Source organism: Pseudomonas sp. ADPe (assembly GCF_014843515.1).
GTDB lineage: Bacteria > Pseudomonadota > Gammaproteobacteria > Pseudomonadales > Pseudomonadaceae > Pseudomonas > Pseudomonas citronellolis.
Genome location: NZ_CP062122.1, coordinates 6,126,582 through 6,144,363, shown reverse-complemented (window position 1 = coordinate 6,144,363; position 17,782 = coordinate 6,126,582). Strand labels below are relative to the sequence as shown.

Annotated in this window: 17 protein-coding genes and 2 tRNA genes; 11 read left to right on the top strand and 8 right to left on the bottom strand. The window is 66.9% G+C overall.

What is annotated here, in order from left to right; translation table 11 throughout:
• Positions 1-53 precede the first annotated feature (53 nt).
• Positions 54-560 carry a DUF1993 family protein gene (locus tag IG194_RS27860; protein WP_058489402.1) on the top strand — a complete coding sequence of 169 codons (507 nt, stop codon included), beginning with the start codon at positions 54-56 and terminating at the stop codon, positions 558-560.
• A 41-nt stretch (positions 561-601) separates the two neighbouring features.
• Here the strand turns inward: IG194_RS27860 and IG194_RS27855 are convergent, their stop codons facing one another.
• Positions 602-1,075 carry an Lrp/AsnC family transcriptional regulator gene (locus tag IG194_RS27855; protein ID WP_043273730.1) on the bottom strand — a complete coding sequence of 158 codons (474 nt, stop codon included), beginning with the start codon at positions 1,073-1,075 and terminating at the stop codon, positions 602-604.
• A 132-nt stretch (positions 1,076-1,207) separates the two neighbouring features.
• Here IG194_RS27855 and IG194_RS27850 point away from each other — a divergent pair, with 132 nt between their 5' ends.
• Both IG194_RS27850 and IG194_RS27845 read left to right on the top strand, forming a co-directional pair.
• Positions 1,208-1,561, top strand: a complete 354-nt coding sequence (locus tag IG194_RS27850) for a hypothetical protein (protein WP_058489401.1) — start codon at positions 1,208-1,210, stop codon at positions 1,559-1,561.
• A 140-nt stretch (positions 1,562-1,701) separates the two neighbouring features.
• Entirely contained in the window at positions 1,702-2,706 is a 1,005-nt protein-coding gene (locus IG194_RS27845) for a bile acid:sodium symporter family protein (RefSeq protein WP_058489771.1), read from the top strand.
• Positions 2,707-2,906: 200 nt separating this feature from the next.
• On the opposite strand, the gene gorA is transcribed toward IG194_RS27845, so the two are convergent.
• On the bottom strand, positions 2,907-4,262 hold the full coding sequence (gene gorA, locus IG194_RS27840; RefSeq protein WP_058072324.1) for a glutathione-disulfide reductase: 1,356 nt from the start codon (positions 4,260-4,262) through the stop codon (positions 2,907-2,909).
• Between the two features lie 86 nt (positions 4,263-4,348).
• On the opposite strand from gorA, the gene IG194_RS27835 reads away from it, so the two are divergent.
• Entirely contained in the window at positions 4,349-4,780 is a 432-nt protein-coding gene (locus IG194_RS27835; RefSeq protein WP_058489400.1) for a VOC family protein, read from the top strand.
• 180 nt (positions 4,781-4,960) lie between these two features.
• Here the strand turns inward: IG194_RS27835 and galU are convergent, their stop codons facing one another.
• Positions 4,961-5,800, bottom strand: a complete 840-nt coding sequence (gene galU, locus IG194_RS27830; RefSeq protein ID WP_009619948.1) for a UTP--glucose-1-phosphate uridylyltransferase GalU — start codon at positions 5,798-5,800, stop codon at positions 4,961-4,963.
• 401 nt (positions 5,801-6,201) lie between these two features.
• Here galU and imuA point away from each other — a divergent pair, with 401 nt between their 5' ends.
• The 3 genes from imuA to IG194_RS27815 are packed head-to-tail and all read left to right on the top strand — an operon-like array spanning position 6,202 to position 11,313.
• The gene (gene imuA / locus IG194_RS27825) at positions 6,202-6,819 is read left to right on the top strand and encodes a translesion DNA synthesis-associated protein ImuA (protein WP_058489399.1); all 618 of its coding nucleotides are present in this window, start codon (positions 6,202-6,204) and stop codon (positions 6,817-6,819) included.
• A gap of 7 nt (positions 6,820-6,826) precedes the next feature.
• Positions 6,827-8,242 (top strand): Y-family DNA polymerase, encoded by a 1,416-nt coding sequence (locus IG194_RS27820; protein ID WP_058489398.1) that lies wholly within the window; start codon positions 6,827-6,829, stop codon positions 8,240-8,242.
• Entirely contained in the window at positions 8,239-11,313 is a 3,075-nt protein-coding gene (locus IG194_RS27815; RefSeq protein WP_058489397.1) for an error-prone DNA polymerase, read from the top strand. Before IG194_RS27820 ends, IG194_RS27815 begins: the two co-directional genes overlap by 4 nt.
• Positions 11,314-11,317: 4 nt before the next feature.
• On the opposite strand, the gene IG194_RS27810 is transcribed toward IG194_RS27815, so the two are convergent.
• Positions 11,318-11,695 (bottom strand): LexA family protein, encoded by a 378-nt coding sequence (locus IG194_RS27810; RefSeq protein ID WP_064582945.1) that lies wholly within the window; start codon positions 11,693-11,695, stop codon positions 11,318-11,320.
• A 143-nt stretch (positions 11,696-11,838) separates the two neighbouring features.
• Here IG194_RS27810 and IG194_RS27805 point away from each other — a divergent pair, with 143 nt between their 5' ends.
• Positions 11,839-12,057 (top strand): hypothetical protein, encoded by a 219-nt coding sequence (locus IG194_RS27805; RefSeq protein ID WP_043273722.1) that lies wholly within the window; start codon positions 11,839-11,841, stop codon positions 12,055-12,057.
• Positions 12,058-12,183: 126 nt separating this feature from the next.
• Here the strand turns inward: IG194_RS27805 and IG194_RS27800 are convergent, their stop codons facing one another.
• On the bottom strand, positions 12,184-12,399 hold the full coding sequence (locus IG194_RS27800) for a hypothetical protein (protein ID WP_009619935.1): 216 nt from the start codon (positions 12,397-12,399) through the stop codon (positions 12,184-12,186).
• Between the two features lie 196 nt (positions 12,400-12,595).
• Positions 12,596-12,682: transfer RNA gene (locus IG194_RS27795), tRNA-Leu, on the bottom strand.
• 411 nt (positions 12,683-13,093) lie between these two features.
• Between IG194_RS27795 and IG194_RS27790 the strand changes: the two genes are divergently transcribed.
• Entirely contained in the window at positions 13,094-13,513 is a 420-nt protein-coding gene (locus IG194_RS27790) for a LytR/AlgR family response regulator transcription factor (protein WP_058489396.1), read from the top strand.
• 305 nt (positions 13,514-13,818) lie between these two features.
• On the opposite strand, the gene IG194_RS27785 is transcribed toward IG194_RS27790, so the two are convergent.
• Complete coding sequence (locus IG194_RS27785; RefSeq protein ID WP_058489395.1) at positions 13,819-14,244, bottom strand: hypothetical protein; 426 nt, start codon at positions 14,242-14,244, stop codon at positions 13,819-13,821.
• A 431-nt stretch (positions 14,245-14,675) separates the two neighbouring features.
• Between IG194_RS27785 and IG194_RS27780 the strand changes: the two genes are divergently transcribed.
• A complete protein-coding gene (locus IG194_RS27780; RefSeq protein WP_009619928.1) occupies positions 14,676-15,026 on the top strand; it encodes a hypothetical protein in 351 nt (116 codons plus the stop codon).
• Positions 15,027-16,218: 1,192 nt separating this feature from the next.
• On the opposite strand, the gene IG194_RS27775 is transcribed toward IG194_RS27780, so the two are convergent.
• A tRNA-Cys gene (locus tag IG194_RS27775) sits at positions 16,219-16,292 on the bottom strand.
• A 572-nt stretch (positions 16,293-16,864) separates the two neighbouring features.
• On the opposite strand from IG194_RS27775, the gene IG194_RS27770 reads away from it, so the two are divergent.
• On the top strand, positions 16,865-17,713 hold the full coding sequence (locus IG194_RS27770; protein ID WP_043317100.1) for an amidohydrolase family protein: 849 nt from the start codon (positions 16,865-16,867) through the stop codon (positions 17,711-17,713).
• Positions 17,714-17,782: the final 69 nt, after the last annotated feature.

Genomic DNA, 17,782 nt, shown 5'->3' with positions numbered 1-17,782 from the left:
AGCGGGTGCGCCCTGTCGCGCAGGCCTCATTTTCCCTGTCTGGAGTACCTCGCATGTCCCTGTCGATCTACCAGATTTCCGTTCCGGTGTTCATCCGCATGCTCGGCAACCTCTCGGCCATCCTGGCCAAGGCCGAGGCCCATGCCCAGGCCAGGTCCATCGAGCCGACGGTGCTGCTGAACGCCCGCCTGGCCCCGGACATGTTCCCGCTGGCGCGCCAGGTGCAGATCGCCAGCGACGCCGCCAAGGGCTGCGCCGCCCGCCTGGCCGGCGTGGAGATTCCCAGCTACGCCGACGACGAACAGAGCTTCGCCGACCTGCAGGCGCGCATCGCGAAGACCGTCGACTACCTCAAGGGCTTCAAGCCCGAGCAGTTCGAAGGCGCCGAGAACCGCGACATCCACATCAAGACGCCGAGCCGCGAGCTGCAGTTCAAGGGCCTGGACTTCCTGCTCGGCTTCGCCAACGCCAACTTCTACTTCCACGTCACCACCGCCTACGCCATCCTCCGCCACAACGGTGTGGAGCTGGGCAAGATGGACTTCCTCGGCGGCGCCTGAGCCCGCCCGCGGGCGCCGGCCAGGCCGGCGCCCTCCTCCCGTCAGCGTCCCGGCAGCGGCAGGCTGGTGGTCGACTTGATCTCCGACAGCGCGACTATGGAGTTGATCTCCTGGATGCCCGGCACCTGCGACAGGCGCTCGAAGAAGAAGCGCTCGTAGGCCTCGATGTCCTCGGTGACGATGCGCAGCATGAAGTCCACCGCGCCCATCAGCACATGGCACTCCAGCACCTCGGGGAACTCGCGGATGGCCGCGGCGAACTCGGTGAGGTTGTTGCGGCCGTGGGTGTTCAGCTTCACCTGGGCGAAAATCTGCGTGTTCAGGCCGATCTTCTTGCGGTCCAGCAGGGTCACCTGGCGGCGGATCACCCCTTCTTCCTTCAGGCGCTGGATGCGCCGCCAGCACGGCGATTGCGAGAGGCCGATGCGCTCGGCGATCTCGGCGGTGGAGAGGGTCGCCTCCTCCTGCAACAGGGCGAGGATGCGCTTGTCATAGGCATCTAGCTCGATCGGCATGATTTATTCTCCAATCCATAAAATCACGCATAGTCTATTCCCAATCCACTCATCTTGGCGCCCATTCCGCAAAGCAAAGCCCGGCCGGGCCACCGACAATGAGCCACCTCCCAGCCTTGCCGGTCACCCGCCATGAACCAAGCCGTTTCCCTGCCCAGCAGCACCGCCGCCCTGCCCGCCAGCCTGCTCGACGCCACCCCCGCCGAACGCCCCGACGGCTGGACCCGCCGCCCGGCCGATATGGCGCGCCAGGCGCACTTCGCCATCCGCGCCGAAAACGACGCCGATGTGCTGTGCAAGCTGCTGAACCTGTTCGCTCTGCAGGGCTGGCTGCCGGCTGAAGTACATGCCGTGCAGGCGGGCGAATGGCTGCAGGTGGACCTGCGCATCGCGGGCATGCCGGAGCAGCGTGGCGAGGTGATGGCCGAGCGCATGCGCTCGCTGGTCAGCGTGGCGACGGTGGAATTGGCGTTCAGCGGCTGCTGACGGAGCGATCTGTCCGTTCAGCGATACAGGCTGGCTTTCTCGCGTTAGCCGGAAGGCCGCCGCGGGCATAGAGTCGGAACCGTCGTCCGTCCGTCAGAGACGGCGACCGCATTCTTCGTACCTTGCCCGAGATGATCGCCATGGCTCGTCCACGTCTGCTCCCCGACAATTTCACCCTGGCCCTGGTCGCCACCGTGGCCATCGCCAGCCTGCTGCCCTGCCAGGGCCAGGTGGCCACCGCCTTCGGCTGGATCACCAACCTGGCCATCGGCCTGCTGTTCTTCCTGCACGGCGCCAAGCTGTCGCGCCAGGCCATCATCGCCGGCGCCACCCACTGGCGCCTGCACCTGCTGGTGTTCGCCTGTACCTTCATCCTCTTCCCGATCCTCGGCCTGGTGCTCAAGCCGGTGCTCTCGCCGCTGGTGACCCCGGACCTGTACCTGGGCCTGCTGTACCTGTGCGCCCTGCCGGCCACCGTGCAGTCGTCCATCGCCTTCACCTCGCTGGCCCGCGGCAACATCCCGGCGGCGGTGTGCAGCGCCTCGGCGTCGAGCCTGATCGGCATCTTCCTCACCCCGCTGCTGGTCCAGCTGCTGCTGGGCGTGCATGGCGACACCGGCGTCTCCACCCTCGATGCCATCGGCAAGATCACCCTGCAACTGCTGGTGCCCTTCATCGCCGGTCAGGCCCTGCGCGGCGTGGTCGGCGGCTGGGTGGACCGGCACAAGCCGGTGCTGCGCTACGTCGACCAGGGCTCGATCCTGCTGGTGGTCTACACCGCCTTCAGCGCCGCGGTGATCCAGGGCCTGTGGCACCAGGTGCCGCTGACCGCGCTGGCCGGCCTGGTGGTGGTGTGCTGCATCCTGCTGGCCCTGGCGCTGCTGGCCACCAGCCAACTCAGCCGCCGCCTGGGCTTCAACAAGGAGGACGAGATCACCATCGTCTTCTGCGGCTCGAAGAAGAGCCTGGCCACCGGCGTGCCCATGGCCCAGGTGCTGTTCGCCACCGGCAGCATCGGCGTGATCCTGCTGCCGCTGATGCTCTTCCACCAGATCCAGCTGATGGTCTGCGCGGTGCTGGCCCAGCGCTACGCCAGGCGCCAGCAGGAAAGCGCAGCGGCGGCGCAGGTGGCGCAGTCGCGCTGAGCCGTTCGGTGCGACGTGTCTTGCCGGCTGCGCCGAGGCGCTTTTCGCAGGATGGGTTGAGCCTTGGCGAAACCCATGCGGCCACGGCGATGGGTATCGCTTCGCTCAACCCATCCTACGGGGCGTCATATTTGCCTGTAGGAGCGCGCCCTGCGCGCGAATCGCGGGCAGGGCCCGCTACAGGTTGATGCCCCGCGAAGTCAGGCCACCGGCGAACGCATGGTGACGAATTCCTCGGCCGCCGTCGGGTGGATGCCGATGGTCTCGTCGAACACGCGCTTGGTGGCCCCGGCCTTGAGCGCCACGGCGATGCCCTGGAGGATCTCGCCGGCCTCCGGGCCGACCATGTGGCAGCCCAGCACCTGGTCGCTGTCGGCGTCGACGATCAGCTTCATCAGGGTCTTTTCCTGGGATTCGGTGAGGGTCAGCTTGAGCGCGCGGAAGCGGCTCTCGAACAGCTTGACGCGGTGCCCGGCGGCGCGCGCCTCGTCCTCGGTGAGGCCGACGGTGCCGATGTTCGGCAGGCTGAACACCGCCGTGGGGATCAGCTTGTAGTCCACCGGCCGGTATTCCTCGGGGCGGAACAGGTGGCGCGCCACGGCCATGCCCTCGGCCAGGGCCACCGGCGTCAGCTGCACGCGGCCGATGACGTCGCCGATGGCGCGGATCGACGGCTCGCTGGTGCGGTAGGCCTCGTCGACCTTGACGAAGCCCTTGTCGCTCAAGGCTACATCGACGTTCTCCAGCCCCAGGCCATCGAGCATCGGCCGGCGGCCTGTGGCGTAGAACACGCAGTCGGCCTCCAGCAGGCGGCCATCCTTGAGTGTCGCCAGCAGGCTGCCGTCGGCCTGCTTGTCGATGCGCGCGATGTCGGCGTTGAACTGCAGGTCCAGGCCCTTCTTCGTCAGTTCGTCGCGCAGGTGCTCGCGCACGCTGCGGTCGAAGCCGCGCAGGAACAGTTCGCGGCGGTACAGCAGGCTGGTCTGCGCGCCCAGGCCATGGAAGATGGAGGCGAACTCCACGGCGATGTAGCCGCCGCCCACCACCAGCACCCGGCGCGGCAGCTGCGGCAGGAAGAAGGCCTCCTGGGAGGTGATGACGTGCTCCTTGCCGGGGATGTCCGGCACCTGGGGCCAGCCGCCGGTGGCGATGAGGATGTTGGCGGCACGCAAGCGCTGGCCATCGACTTCCACGGTGTGGGCGTCGACCAGGCGCGCATGGCCTTCGAGCAGGCTCACCCCGCTGTTCACCAGCAGGTTGCGGTAGATGCCGTTGAGGCGGTGGATCTCGCGGTTCTTGTTGGCGATCAGGGTCGGCCAGTCGAAGCGCGCCTCGCCCAGGCTCCAGCCGAAGCCGGCGGCCTGCTCGAAGTCCTCGTGGAAGTGCGCACCGTACACCAGCAGCTTCTTCGGCACGCAGCCGACGTTCACGCAGGTGCCGCCCAGGTAGCGGCTCTCGGCCACCGCCACGCGCGCGCCGAACCCCGCGGCGAACCGCGCGGCGCGCACGCCGCCGGAACCCGCACCAATCACGAACAGGTCGAAATCGAAAGCCATCGTCGTTCTCCACTGGCAGATGCCCGGCAGCATACCTCATCGCCGCTGGCCTATCCTGCCAGCAGAGCCCACAGGAGGAAGCCGCCATGCGCCCCACCCTGACCCACCTGGCCCTGCACGTACCGGACCTGGAGGCCTGCATCGCCTTCTACGAACGCTTCTGCGGCATGCGCGTGATCCACCAGCGCGAGGGCAAGGGCTCGCGCATCGTGTGGATGGCCGAGCCGGGCAAGGAGCACCAGTTCATCTTCGTCATCATGCCCGGCGGCGAGGCCCGCCACCTGGCCAGCGACGACTACAGCCACTTCGGCTTCGCGGTGGACAGCCACGAGAAGGTCGACGCCATCGCCGCCGAGGCCGAGCGCGCCGGCTGCCTGATCTGGGCGCCACGCCAGGAGCCCTACCCTGTTGGCTATTACTGTGGCCTCAGGGACCCAGCAGGCAATTACGTCGAATTCAGCTACGGCCAGCCGCTGGGGCCGGGCTCGGAAGACATGCCGATTCCGCAGGTGCCATAGCCTGGCAGCATTTGTAGGAGCGAGCTTGCTCGCGAACCGCCCACGCACCGGAAACAGCGTTCGCGAGCAAGAACCAGGCGTCCCCCTCGCTCCTACGAAAAGCGTGTGGATCATGCGGGCGCCGGAAACGAAGAAGCCACCCGCGGGTGGCTTCTTCGACGGACCGGGAACGCGCTGGGGTTACCAGGCCTTGCCGGTCTTGTAGAGGTTCTCGTAGCAGAAGTTGGTCGCCTCGATGTAGCCCTCGGCGCTACCGCAGTCGAAGCGCTTGCCCTTGAACTTGTAGGCCAGCACGCAGCCGTCCTGGGCCTGCTTCATCAGGGCGTCGGTGATCTGGATCTCGCCACCCTTGCCCGGCTCGGTCTGCTCGATCAGCTCGAAGATGTCCGGGGTCAGGATGTAGCGGCCGATGATCGCCAGGTTCGAGGGCGCTTCTTCCGGCTTGGGTTTCTCGACCATGTTGTTCACGCGGTAGATGTCGTCGCGGATCATCTCGCCGGCGATCACGCCGTACTTGTTGGTCTCTTCCGGCGGCACTTCCTGGATGGCCACGATGGAGCAGCGGAACTGGTTGTACAGCTTGACCATCTGCTTCAGGACGCTATCGCCTTCCAGGTTCAGGCAGAGGTCGTCGGCCAGGACCACGGCGAAGGGTTCGTCGCCGATCAGCGGGCGGCCGGTGAGGATGGCGTGGCCCAGGCCCTTCATCTCGATCTGACGGGTGTAGGAGAAGGTGCACTCATCGATCAGGCGGCGGATACCGACCAGGTACTTTTCCTTGTCGGTGTTGCGGATCTGGGTTTCCAGCTCGTAGCTGATGTCGAAATGGTCTTCCAGCGAACGCTTGCCGCGGCCGGTGACGATGCCGATCTCCGACAGCCCGGCTTCCAGCGCCTCTTCGACGCCGTACTGGATCAGCGGCTTGTTGACGATCGGCAGCATTTCCTTGGGCATGGCCTTGGTGGCCGGGAGGAAGCGGGTGCCGTAGCCGGCAGCCGGGAACAGACATTTCTTGATCATGGAAGTCCTTCGACATGAACGAGGGTGTGAATGGCGCGCAGTCTAATGAGCCCGCGTGCGGCTTACAATGCCCACGCTGCGCGCCCGCCAGCGGAGGCGCAGGCCCGTCGGGAGATGGGCAACGGCTAGTCAGACCGCCGCGGCGCCGGCAAGTTCGGCCGATACTGGCAAAAAGTCAGCACCGGCTGCCCTCGGCGACCGTCTGTCGGCCTCGACCTACACACTCTGAAGGACACCGCCACGCCCCGGGCTGACCTGGCTCAGCCTTCCGGCGGATCGTCGCGGCGGAGCGATCCGGCCGTATTGACCGGATAGGGACTAGACCGGATACTGTATTTACATACAGTATATTGAGATTCCATCTTGCGTCGTTTCTGCCTTCCCCACCACCGGTGCCGACCATGGGCCTCGCCGTAGACCTGGGCGCGCTGCTCGACCAGCGACGCGTCTGGAAAGGCCAGGCCGGCACCGCGCCCAGCGCGGCCCAGCCCACCGGCCACGCCCGGCTGGACGCCCTGCTGCCCGGCGGCGGCTGGCCGGAGTCGGCGCTGAGCGAGATTCTCCATGGCGCCGAGGGCATCGGTGAGCTGCAGCTGCTCTGGCCAACCCTGGCGCGCTTGAGCCACGCCGGCGAGCGCGTGGTGCTGGTGGCGCCGCCGCACATTCCCTACCCCCGCGCCTGGCTGGCGGCCGGCGTCGACTTGCAGCACCTGGTGTGGGTCGAGGCCAGTGGCCGCGATGCGCTCTGGGCGACCGAGCAATGCCTGCGTTCGGGTTGCTGCGGCGCCGTGCTGTGCTGGCCGCAGCAGGCCGACGACCGCGCCCTGCGCCGCCTGCAGGTGGCGGCGGAAAGCGGCCAGACGCTGGCCTTCGCCTTCCGCCCGCTGCGCGAGGCGCTCAACCCCTCGCCGGCTGCCCTGCGCCTGGCCCTCGAAGCCCGCCCGGCACAGTTGCGGGTGCTCAAGTGCCGTGGCGGCCTCGCCCCGGCCAGCCCCCTGCCGCTGGCTGCCCTGAACTGAGGTCGCCATGCTCTGGGCCTGCATTCTCCTGCCACAGCTGGCCATGGACGCCGCCCTGCGCCAGCGCAGCGATCCCGAGGCGCCCCTCGCCCTGCTCGCCGGCCCGCCGCAGCGGCGCATGTTGCAGGCGGTCAACCCGGCGGCCCGCCGGCTCGGCCTGCGTCCCGGCCTGTCGCTGACCGCGGCGCGCGCCCTGTGCCGCGATTTCGACTGCGCCGAGTACGATCAGGCGGCCATCCAGCGCAGCCAGGACCTGCTCGCCGCCTGGGCCTACGGCTTCAGCTCCCAGGTCAGCCAGCATTACCCGCGCGCGCTGCTGCTGGAGGTTGCCTCCAGCCTGGCGCTGTTCGGCCCCTGGCCGCGCTTCGAGGCCCGTCTGCGCGAGGAGCTGCGGGCCCTGGGCTTCAGCCACCGCATCGGCGTGGCGCCCAATCCCGCCGCCGCGCGGGTACTGGTCAACGTCGGCGACGGCCTGCTGGTGGAACGGCCGCAAGCCCTGCGCAGCGCCCTCGGCCGCCTGCCCCTGGAGCGCTGCGGGCTGCCCCGGGAAAGCGTGGCCAGCCTGGCGCGCATGGGCCTGCGCAGCCTGCAGCAACTGCTCGCTCTGCCCCGCGATGGCCTGGCCCGGCGCTTTCCGGCGGAACTGCTGCGGCAGGTCGACAGCCTGCTCGGCCAGCGGCCGCTGGCCCTGGACTTCTACCGGCCGCCGGAGCGCTTCGAAAGCCGCATCGAGCTGAACTTCGACGTCGAATCGACCCAGGCACTGCTCTTCCCCCTGCGCCGCCTGACCGGCGACCTCGCCGCCTTCCTCGCCGGGCGCGACAGCGGCGTGCAGCGCTTCGAGCTGTACCTGGAGCACCACGGCCGCGGTGACACCTGCATGCCGGTCGGCCTGCTCAGCGCCGAACGCGAGCCCGCCATGCTCTTCGAGCTGAGCCGCGGCCGCCTGGAGCATTTGCAACTGCCCGCCGCAGTGCACGCCGTGCGCCTGCTGGCCGACGACCTGCCGCCCTTCGCCCCCGAACGGCGCCAGCTGTTCGACGAGCGCCCCCAGCAGACGCAGCCCTGGGAGCAGTTGCGCGAACGCCTGCGCGCCCGCCTTGGCGACGAGGCCGTACATGGCCTGGGCGCCCTCGCCGAGCACCGCCCGGAGCAGGCCTGGCAACCCCGGGAAAGCCCGCGCGCCCTGCCCTTGCCGCCCTGCGGGCCGCGCCCCGGGTGGCTGCTGTTGCAGCCACAGGCGCTGCGCGAAAGCCTGCCCAGGGTGCTCGCCGGGCCGGAACGCATCGAGTCCGGCTGGTGGGACGGCGCCGACCTGCGCCGCCACTACTACCGGGTGCAGACCCGCGCCGGCCAGCAGGCCTGGGTCTACCGCGAGGTCGGCAACGAGGGGCCGTGGCTGATCCACGGCTGGTTCGCATGACTCCCGCCTACGCCGAGCTGCACTGCCTGTCGAACTTCAGTTTCCAGCGCGGCGCCTCCAGCGCCAGCGAGCTCTTCGAACGCGCCGCGCGCCTGGGCTACCGCGCCCTGGCGATCACCGACGAATGCAGCCTGGCCGGCATCGTCCGCGCCTGGCAGGCGGCGAAGGAATGCAAGCTGGCGCTGATCGTCGGCAGCGAAGTGCGCATCGAGGCCGGCCCCAAGCTGGTGCTGCTGGCCGAGAACCTCGCCGGCTACCAGAACCTCTGCCGGCTCATCACCCACGCCCGGCGCCGGGCCGAAAAGGGCAGCTACCGCCTGTTGCGCGAAGACCTGGAAACCGAGCTGGATGGCCTGTTGGCGATCTGGCTGCCCGACGCGCCAACGGATACCGACGGAACCTGGCTGCGCGAACGCTTCCCGCAACGCCTCTGGCTAGGCGTCGAGCTGCACCGCGGCGCGGATGACAGCGCCCGCCTGCAAGCCCTGCTGGCCCAGGCCGCCCGCCATGGCATCGCCGCCGTGGCCTGCGGCGACGTGCACATGCACAACCGCGGCCGCCGCGCCCTGCAGGACTGCATGACGGCCATCCGTCAGCACCTGCCGGTCAGCGAAGCCGGCGCCTACCTGTTTCCCAACGGCGAACGCCACCTGCGCCCGCGGGAAGTGTTGGCCGAGCTGTATCCACCGCCGTTGCTGGAGGAGACGTTGCGGATTGCGGGGCGCTGCAGTTTCGATTTCGAGCAGCTGCGCTACCAGTATCCCCGCGAACTGGTGCCCGAGGGGCATACGCCGAAGTCCTGGCTGTGCCAGATGACCTATGCCGGCATCCGCAGGCGCTGGCCTGAGGGGGCGCGGAAGAAGGTGCTCAAACGCATCGGCAAGGAACTGCTGCTGATCGCCGAACTGGAGTACGAGAACTACTTCCTCACGGTCCACGACATCGTCCAGTTCGCCCGCAGCCAGGGCATTCTCTGCCAGGGACGTGGCTCGGCCGCCAACTCCGCGGTGTGCTTCGCCCTGGGCATCACCGAACTGGACCCATCGCGCAGCAAGCTGCTTTTCGGCCGCTTCATCTCCCGCGAACGCAACGAGCCACCGGACATCGACGTCGACTTCGAGCACGAGCGGCGCGAAGAGGTCATCCAGTACGTCTTCCGTCGCTATGGCCGCCAGCGTGCAGCCCTGACCGCCGTGGTCAGCAGCTACCGCGGCGCAGGCGCCATGCGCGACATAGCCAAGGCCCTGGGCTTGCCACCCGACCAGGTGGACGCCCTGGCCGGATGCTGCGGGCGCTGGAGCGAGCAAACGCCACCCGAAGAGCAACTGCGCGAAGCGGGCTTCGATCCACAGAGCCCGGTCATGCGCAGGGTGCTGGCGCTCACCGCCGAGCTGATCGGCTTTCCCCGCCACCTGTCGCAACATCCCGGCGGCTTCGTCATTTCCGAGCAGCCATTGACCAGCCTGGTCCCGGTCGAGAACGCATCCATGCCCGAACGCACCGTGATCCAGTGGGACAAGGACGATATCGACGCGGTGAAGCTGCTCAAGGTCGACGTACTCGCCCTCGGGATGCTCAGTGCCTTGCGCCGCTGTTTCGACCTGGTGCATCGACTGCGCGGCACGCCGATGAGCATTGCCAACATCCCCCCGGAAGACGCGGCCACCTACGAAATGATCAGCCGCGCCGACGCCATAGGCGTGTTCCAGATCGAGTCCCGCGCGCAGATGGCCATGCTGCCGCGGCTACGGCCGAAGACCTTCTACGACCTGGTGATCGAGGTCGCCATCGTCCGTCCGGGCCCGATACAGGGCGACATGGTCCACCCCTACCTGCGACGGCGTAATGGAGAGGAGCCGATCACCTATCCCTCGCCGGCCCTGGAACAGGTGTTCCGGCGCACCCTGGGCGTGCCGCTGTTCCAGGAACAGGTCATGGAGGTCGCGGTGGTGGCCGCCGACTACACCGCCGGCGAAGCCGACGACCTGCGCCGCTCCATGGCCGCCTGGAAACGCCACGGCGGCCTGGAAAAACACCGCCTGCGCCTGACCGCAGGCATGTTGAAGAATGGCTATACCGCCGAATTCGCCGCGCGCATCTTCGAACAGATCAAAGGCTTCGGCAGCTATGGCTTCCCCGAGTCCCACGCCGCCAGTTTCGCCCTGCTCACCTACGCCAGCAGCTGGCTGAAATGCCACGAGCCGGCAGCCTTCGCCTGCGCCCTGGTCAACAGTTGGCCGATGGGCTTCTACAGCCCCGACCAGGTCCTGCAGGATGCCCGCCGCCACGGCGTCGAGGTGCGCCCGGTGGACGTGCGCTACAGCCACTGGGACTGCGGCCTGGAGGACAAGGGCGAGGCGCAACCGGCGATCCGCCTGGGGCTGCGCATGGTCCGCGGCTTCCGCGAGGAGCTGGCCCTGCGCATCGTCCAGGCCCGCGGGCGACGGGCCTTCGAAAGCGTCGAGGACCTCAGCTACCGGGCCGGCCTGGACGCCGCGGCCCGCGAACGCCTGGCCGACGCCGGCGCCCTGCGCGGCCTGGCCGGGCACCGCCACCGGGCGCGCTGGGCCGTGGCCGGGGTGGAGCCGCAGCTACCGCTGTTCGCCGGCCAGGATGTGATGGCGGAGACCGCGGTGAGCCTGCCGCTGCCCAGCCTGGGCGAAGAAATGCTCACAGACTACGCCAGCCTGGGCACCACCCTCGGCCCGCACCCGCTGAACCTGCTGCGCGGCCAGTTGAAGGCGCTGCGCTGCCGCAGCTCCCGCGAGTTGCCCGGCCTGGAGCACGGCCGGCCGGTCAGCGTCGCCGGGCTGGTCATCGGCCGGCAGCGGCCGCAGACCGCCAGCGGCGTTACCTTCGTCACCCTGGAAGACGAGTTCGGCCTGGTCAACGTGGTGGTCTGGCGCGACCTGGCCGAGCGCCAGCGCCGCGTCTTCCTGCAAGCGCAACTGCTGCAGGTGCGCGGCCGGCTGGAAAGCGAGAGCGGCGTGCGCCACGTGATCGCCGAGCAACTGGTCGACCTGACGCCCCTGCTCAGCGGCCTGGACGTGCCCAGCCGCGATTTCCGCTAGTGGCTCAGCTGGCCAGGCGGTGCAGGTTCCAGCGCACCACGCCCCAGATCGCCAGCTCGTCGCCCTCGCCGATGCGGATCGGCGGGTAGCGGTCGTTGGCCGGCAGCAGCGCGTAGCCGCCATCGATGATGTCCAGGCGGCGGATCAGCGGCTCGCCGTTCACCGCGGCCACCACCACCTCGCCGGAGCTGGCCAGGCAGGCGCGGTCCACCACCAGCAGGTCGTTGTCGTGGATGCCGGCGCCGGTCATACCATCGCCATGTGCGCGGACTATGTAGGTATGGGGGGTGTGCAGCTCGAGCAGGTCATCCAGCGACCGCGGCTGCGCCTGAAGGAACGCCGACGGATCGGCGGCGGCAGGAAGGAAAGCGGTGTGAGACATGACGGGGCATCCTCGGAATACTGTACATACATACAGATACCAGAAACAATGTGAACCCGGCAAGCCATTCCCTACTCCATTGACAGCCACCGGCAAGCGCGCCGGCGTGGTCTATCCTTCGTGTGGGGGCGAGGAGTTTCAGCATGAATCCTGGCACGTTCGTCACACTCATGATTTTCGGCTGGCTGCTGCTGGCGGGCGTCACCCTGTGGGCCTTCCTGCGCGTGCCCATGCGCCGGGCCCGGCTGCATTCGCGCAGCGAGGCCCAGGCCCACTCCCACGAGGCGCCGGCGCCCCAGGCGCAGCCGCAGGCGGCCCCGCGCAGGCGCCATGCCGGCTGGCTAACGTGGAGTCATCGCTGAGGCGGCAGCAGGCCGCCGTCATTCAGGCTTTTCGGAAACCCCGCACAGGCCCCTGCCCCGGCTTTCTCGCCCGACGGGCGAGGCTGGACAGCCCCGGAGCAGGCCGGCTCCCCCGGCTACCCGGCCTCAGGCCAGGCGAATGTCCGCGCCGGTGACCTCGTCGCGCAGGGCGCGCAATTCGGCTGCATCCTGGTTCAGGTGGTGGATGGCCTTGAGCAACCGCTGGCGCAGCAGTTCGTCGGGCACTTGCTCCACGGCGCGCATCACTTCGATGGCAGTGGCTTCGTTGTTGCTGGCTACCGAGTCCAGCACCTTGCGGATGTTGCGGGCTGCACGTTGCACGTCAGGTCCTCATGACAAAGTGCGAGCACCCTAGGACAACAATATTTCTCAAAGATTTCAGCGAGTTGCATTCTGACCAATGGTCAAGCGCAGGCCCCGTGCGCAAGCCGGCGGATGACGCGGCGGCAGGCATCGGCGGCGCGGCCGATTGTCACGCTGCCGAATCGGGAAGCTGGGAATGCAGAGGGGGGGATTCTGGTGCTCGGAGCGGGACTCGAACCCGCAAGACCGTGAGGCCGGCGCATTTTAAGTGCGCTGTGTCTACCAATTTCACCATCCGAGCCGGGCGGGCATTGCCGAGGCCGGAAGAGCGCGGCCACCGGGCAATGTGGAAGGGCCGAGACTATACCGAGTCGACTCGTTGCGGTAAAGCCGGGACCACGGGCGTAAGCGCTTGATGGCACAGCCGATTCCCTTCTTTCCGAGCGCCCTGCACAAGGGACTAGTCGGAATTACCGGCTTTTTGCCATCCCCCCCTGTCGCATAAGCTGCCCACCCACGGGGCGGAAGGGAAGCCGACTCCGTCTTGGGCCGCATTACCCCGGATGCGGCCGCTTTTTCTTCCGCCACCTTCCCTGGACAGCCGAACAGCGTGAACCCAATCACATAACTATCGAAAAGCCAGCACAGAGCCATCATCGGTACAAGACTTTGACGTTCAGTGGATCACGAAACGCCAAACAGGAGAGGTCCGATGAGGCAACGTATTGCCACCCGCGTGGGCAGGTCCCTGGTCGTCATCGAAACCAAGGACATCACGCATTTCAGCGCGGAAGAAAAGTATGTGACGGCCTTCACCGCCAAGGGACGCATCCATTTCGACGCCACCCTGAAGGCCCTGGAAATCGAGTTCGCGGAGGAGTTCATCCGCATCCATCGCAGCCACCTGGTACGCCGCAGCCTGGTCAGCAACCTGCGCTGGGACGCCTATTCGGCCAGCGTCGGCATCGACGGCACGGAAACCCGCCTGCCCCTGAGCCGCCAGCGCGTCGGCGTGGTTCGCAACCTGCTGCGGGCCCGCGACGGAGCGACCGTGATCGCCACCCTGGACGGGACGCTGCCACCTTCCATGCTGGCCAGCCCGCAGACAGCCCCTGCCCTGCGGGCTGGCTGACGAAAGAGCGTATCGCTCGACCGCCTGCAATATCAAAGCAACATCACGCTTCTATACTGCATGAAGGCTGACGGACCAGCCCCCATCGGTAGTACGAAGAAGCCTCGCCTCGCCGCGGGGCTTTTTCCTTTCCGCTATCCATCGTTCGAGTGAAAACTTGCATCAGCTCAAGGTATGAGCGATTCGCATACATGCAATCGAGGATGTATGTTTATTTCGCTGTCGCGTAATGGCAATATGCCTGGCCCTCTTGCTGAGGACATGGCCGGCCGAGCAGGGACGCGACGGCCAGCCACTCGCCCTTCTCAGCGCGCCACCCTGCCGCGCAATCCCCAGAGCAGCAGTCCGATGGCGACGATGATCGCCAGGCCGACGCTGACGAAACCAAGGGTCACCAGCAGCTCCTGCCAGGGCTCCCCGCTATGCCCCGCGGCGGTGACGGGCGACATGGCCGCGGTGCCGAAAACCGCGGCGAGCAAGGTGAAGGCCCAATTGGCATAGGCGCCGTAGAGCAATGCGCAGAAAGTGACACCCTGCCACCTGCGCGACAGCGCCACCTCACCCCAGATCGCCCCCAACGCCAGCAACAGCAGGCCATTGAGGATGCCCTCCAGGTGGGCCGCCAGGGCCATGCGCGGATTGCTCAGCTGCGCCTCGACCAGCCCGGTGAGCAGGCCGAGCAACAGCAGCAGCAAGCCGTGCCAGAGCAACCGCCGATTCACGCCAGCCATGCCGGGCCCCTCCGCGATCGGGCTTTCCCTTCACTCTAGACGGCGCGGCCTAGCGCAGCGGCAGCCAGCCGGGCGCGATGTTTTCGTATGGGAGCAGCAGATAGGCCGCCAGATAGCAGGCGATGAAAAGGCAGGCGGCGGCCACGACGAGCCATTCGAAGCGCGACATCTCTCATCCTTGAGCAGCGCAATTCCAAAGTGCCAGTATGCCATGACGAACCATGGATGGCATCCGGCATTCACCGGCAGGCAAGGAAACGAGCGACGCAGCGCCGGGCCCGGTAGAATTCCGCCGCCCCGGGAACCGGAACGGCTGCGGCCGGTCTGACACCGCCAGCGAATTCACATTGCGGATCGCCCTGCGATCCGGACGCTCCATCGACCATCCCGGGCGGCAAGCCTGCCGCCCTTCATCCCTCGAGGTTAGCAATATGCGCAAAGCACTCCCCGCCCTGGCCCTGAGCCTGCTCTTCGCCCAAGCCGCCATGGCCGGCGGCGGTACCCAGGCAGCCGTCGGCGGTGGCCTGGGTGGCGCCCTGGGCAACGTCGTCGGTCAGCAACTGGGCGGCAGCACCGGTGCCGCGATCGGCGCCGGCGTCGGCGGCGCGGCAGGTAGCGCGGCCACCGCCAAGAAAGGCAGGAAGACCAAGGCCGCCATCGGTGGCGGCCTGGGCGCCGCCGGTGGCTCGCTCATCGGCAACAAGCTCGGCGGCAGCACCGGCGCGGCCATCGGCGCCGGCCTGGGCGGCGCGGCGGGCGGCGCTCTCGGCGGCAAGAAGTAAATCCAGCGCCGCACTGGAATGCCGAAGCCCCGTGGGTGCGAACCCACGGGGCTTTTTCGTGTGCGCCGCAAGGGCTGAGCGCCTAGTCCGAGGAGACGAAGCCGTGTTCTCTCCGGTGGCCTGATTTTCTGCATCGATCCCAGGTAGCGGATCATTTCACCCAGCGCTGACTCTTGAAGCAGGATTCCCTGTGCGGCTTTTGCGACATGGGAAGACAGCGATGCCCAGACAAGGCCGCACCATCGAGTACGGCCGTTTCATTTCTGCTTCTCCCTACTGGTCGTGACGCGATGAGGCGTACCGTGCCAGCGGCAGTCTGTTCTATCACTACGACGCCAAGGTTTAGGGGCAACTCGGCTCGAACGGCCGTGGCAACGATTGCGACACGGGGGCCCGCAGCTTCGACTGCATTCGCGATTAATCAGTAGGAACCGATCCCCTAGTCCAGCCAGCAGCAAGACACACAGAACGCTACGGGAAGATGATCCGAATGATGCTACTGGCCTCGTAGACAAAGCGCCCTGCGACAAGGAGCAATCCAAGTATCACCGCAGCCCTCGCCGAATATCCAAAGATCTCCCTACTGGTATTTCTAGAGCACCGCCAGGCGATCTTAATTATCCATGGAAAGAAAACAGCGAATGGAGCTGCTCTGAGCATCAGGGACGACAAGAGAAGACCAGGGTGCAAGGCAAACCCCATCTGAATAAGGGATGCCTTCGCTACATAAACTTGATAGGCGACCCATGCCATCCAGAATCCCTCCTTGAGGAGGTGCGACAGGAACAGCGTGAGTAGAAACCCTGGAAGGTAGATCAGCCAAAAAACCTTCCACAGTGGACGACTCTCATGAGCGGCTGGCAATCCTTTGATGCTGCTAAGCGGCGGGGTATACGGCGATTTCATTTTGGTGCCTTACCTGGCGATATTTCGGCGGGTTCCAACGATGAACTCATATCTACTTTCCCTGTAATTCGCAATCCCCCCCCTGACCTCCCTGGCAAGTACGCCACCCTCCTCGCCCGGCTCCGTCCGGGCCTTTTGTCGCCCTCTTTCGCATACCGACGCATCGCCGGCAGCCCGACACGTTGACGCGCGGATAGTGGAAATGATTCTGAAATAGTGGAAATCGCCGGGCTTACAGCAGGCAAAGAAAAAGCCCCGTAGACCTTGATCTACGGGGCTTTTCTGTTGGAGGCTGAGGTCGGAATCGAACCGGCGTTCACGGATTTGCAATCCGCTGCATAACCACTCTGCTACTCAGCCTTTTAACCTGGCAAACCGCGCTGCGGTTCGCTGCAATTCTGTTCGGCTTGGCTTTCTTTCAAGCTCTAACCTATTGATTACACAGAGTTTTCATCGCCCTGCGCTTTCGATGGCCGGGATTATGGACTAATGGGACAAGGCTGGCAACACCTGAGATTAAATTTCTTCATTCGCCTCTGAAGACTCACCTGCCAGCCTCAGGGCTCTCGATCGGCATCTTCCTCAAGGCCGTCGCCCACCCGTTCTGAAATCACTTGCGGCAGGCCGGGCCAACTGTTGGCCCGCCGACAGCGCCCCAACAGAACAGTTGGAAGAACAACAGTAAAAGCCTGGCAGAAAGCCACAACCCCCGAAATCACTGAGGTATGCCAGTGGCACAGGGATTGCCTCGGGGCATCACCGCTTATTTCGGGAACACCTCCCATGGCCCCCTTCCCTGCCAGGTGAACGGCGCCAACCGATGCCAACGAGGACAGCAACATGAGTCTGGACGCTTTCCGCGCCCCACCCTCTTCCAGCGACAACCGCCAGCCAAGCCTCTCCCGCGGCGACCGGAAACAGGAGCACGGCGCATGAAGATCATCGACATGCGCTGCCGCCCGGCCTTCCTGCATCCGTTCTTCGGCGCCGTGCCCGGCTCGGCCGAGCACGCCACGGCGCGCTGGCTGAACCGGCGCGTCGGCACTCGTGGCGACGATGCCCACTTCGAACGCTCGCTGACCCAGGAAGGCTTCCTCGCCGAGGTGCGCGACGCCGGCCTGCACAAGGCCGTGGTGGTCGGCCGGCACACGCCGGCGCAGCACCTGCCCAACGAGCGGATCCACGCCATCGTCGACGGCCACGCGCAATTGCTCGGCATCGGCTCGGTGGACCCGGCGCTGCAGGGTGTGGAAGGCGCGCTCGCGGAGATCGACCATGCGATCGACGACCTGGGCCTGGCCGGCATCGACCTGGAGCCCGGCTTTGGCGAACCGGCGCGGCACCCGGACGACGCGCTGTACTGGCCGATCTACGAGCACCTGCAGAAGCGCGCCATTCCATTGTTCCTGATGAGCGGGCCGACCACGCCCGACCCGACCTACAACGACCCCGGCCGCCTGGCGGCGGTGGCCCGGGCCTTCCCGGACCTGCGGATCGTCGTCTACCACGGCTTCTGGCCCAACGTGCAGCAGGCCATCGGCCTGGCGTTCCGCTACGAGAACGTCCACCTGGTGCCGGACATGTACCTGTTCCTGCCCGGCAGCGAAGCCTACGTGCAGGCCGCCAACGGCTTCCTCGCCGACCAGTTGCTGTTCGGCTCCTCCTACACCTTCAGGCCCATTCGCCAGAGCATCGAGGACGCCCGGCGCCTGGGCTTGAGCGAACACGCCCTGGAGCGCTTCTTCCATGGCAACGCCGCGCGCCTGTTCGGGCTCGACTGAGTAGCGCGAAGCCCGCCGGGGAGCCCGCTCGGCAGCGGGCCCCCGGCGGGCGACGATAGGAAGACCGCC

Bases quoted from the DNA above. Each gene is read 5' to 3' on its own strand.
- imuA (WP_058489399.1), top strand. From the start codon at position 6,202: ATGGGCCTCGCCGTAGACCTGGGCGCGCTGCTCGACCAGCGACGCGTC.
- galU (WP_009619948.1), bottom strand. From the start codon at position 5,800: ATGATCAAGAAATGTCTGTTCCCGGCTGCCGGCTACGGCACCCGCTTC.
- IG194_RS27785 (WP_058489395.1), bottom strand. From the start codon at position 14,244: ATGGCTGGCGTGAATCGGCGGTTGCTCTGGCACGGCTTGCTGCTGCTG.
- IG194_RS27845 (WP_058489771.1), top strand. From the start codon at position 1,702: ATGGCTCGTCCACGTCTGCTCCCCGACAATTTCACCCTGGCCCTGGTC.
- gorA (WP_058072324.1), bottom strand. From the start codon at position 4,262: ATGGCTTTCGATTTCGACCTGTTCGTGATTGGTGCGGGTTCCGGCGGC.
- IG194_RS27810 (WP_064582945.1), bottom strand. From the start codon at position 11,695: ATGTCTCACACCGCTTTCCTTCCTGCCGCCGCCGATCCGTCGGCGTTC.
- IG194_RS27850 (WP_058489401.1), top strand. From the start codon at position 1,208: ATGAACCAAGCCGTTTCCCTGCCCAGCAGCACCGCCGCCCTGCCCGCC.
- IG194_RS27820 (WP_058489398.1), top strand. From the start codon at position 6,827: ATGCTCTGGGCCTGCATTCTCCTGCCACAGCTGGCCATGGACGCCGCC.
- IG194_RS27780 (WP_009619928.1), top strand. From the start codon at position 14,676: ATGCGCAAAGCACTCCCCGCCCTGGCCCTGAGCCTGCTCTTCGCCCAA.
- IG194_RS27815 (WP_058489397.1), top strand. From the start codon at position 8,239: ATGACTCCCGCCTACGCCGAGCTGCACTGCCTGTCGAACTTCAGTTTC.
- IG194_RS27860 (WP_058489402.1), top strand. From the start codon at position 54: ATGTCCCTGTCGATCTACCAGATTTCCGTTCCGGTGTTCATCCGCATG.
- IG194_RS27790 (WP_058489396.1), top strand. From the start codon at position 13,094: ATGAGGCAACGTATTGCCACCCGCGTGGGCAGGTCCCTGGTCGTCATC.
- IG194_RS27805 (WP_043273722.1), top strand. From the start codon at position 11,839: ATGAATCCTGGCACGTTCGTCACACTCATGATTTTCGGCTGGCTGCTG.
- IG194_RS27770 (WP_043317100.1), top strand. From the start codon at position 16,865: ATGAAGATCATCGACATGCGCTGCCGCCCGGCCTTCCTGCATCCGTTC.
- IG194_RS27855 (WP_043273730.1), bottom strand. From the start codon at position 1,075: ATGCCGATCGAGCTAGATGCCTATGACAAGCGCATCCTCGCCCTGTTG.
- IG194_RS27835 (WP_058489400.1), top strand. From the start codon at position 4,349: ATGCGCCCCACCCTGACCCACCTGGCCCTGCACGTACCGGACCTGGAG.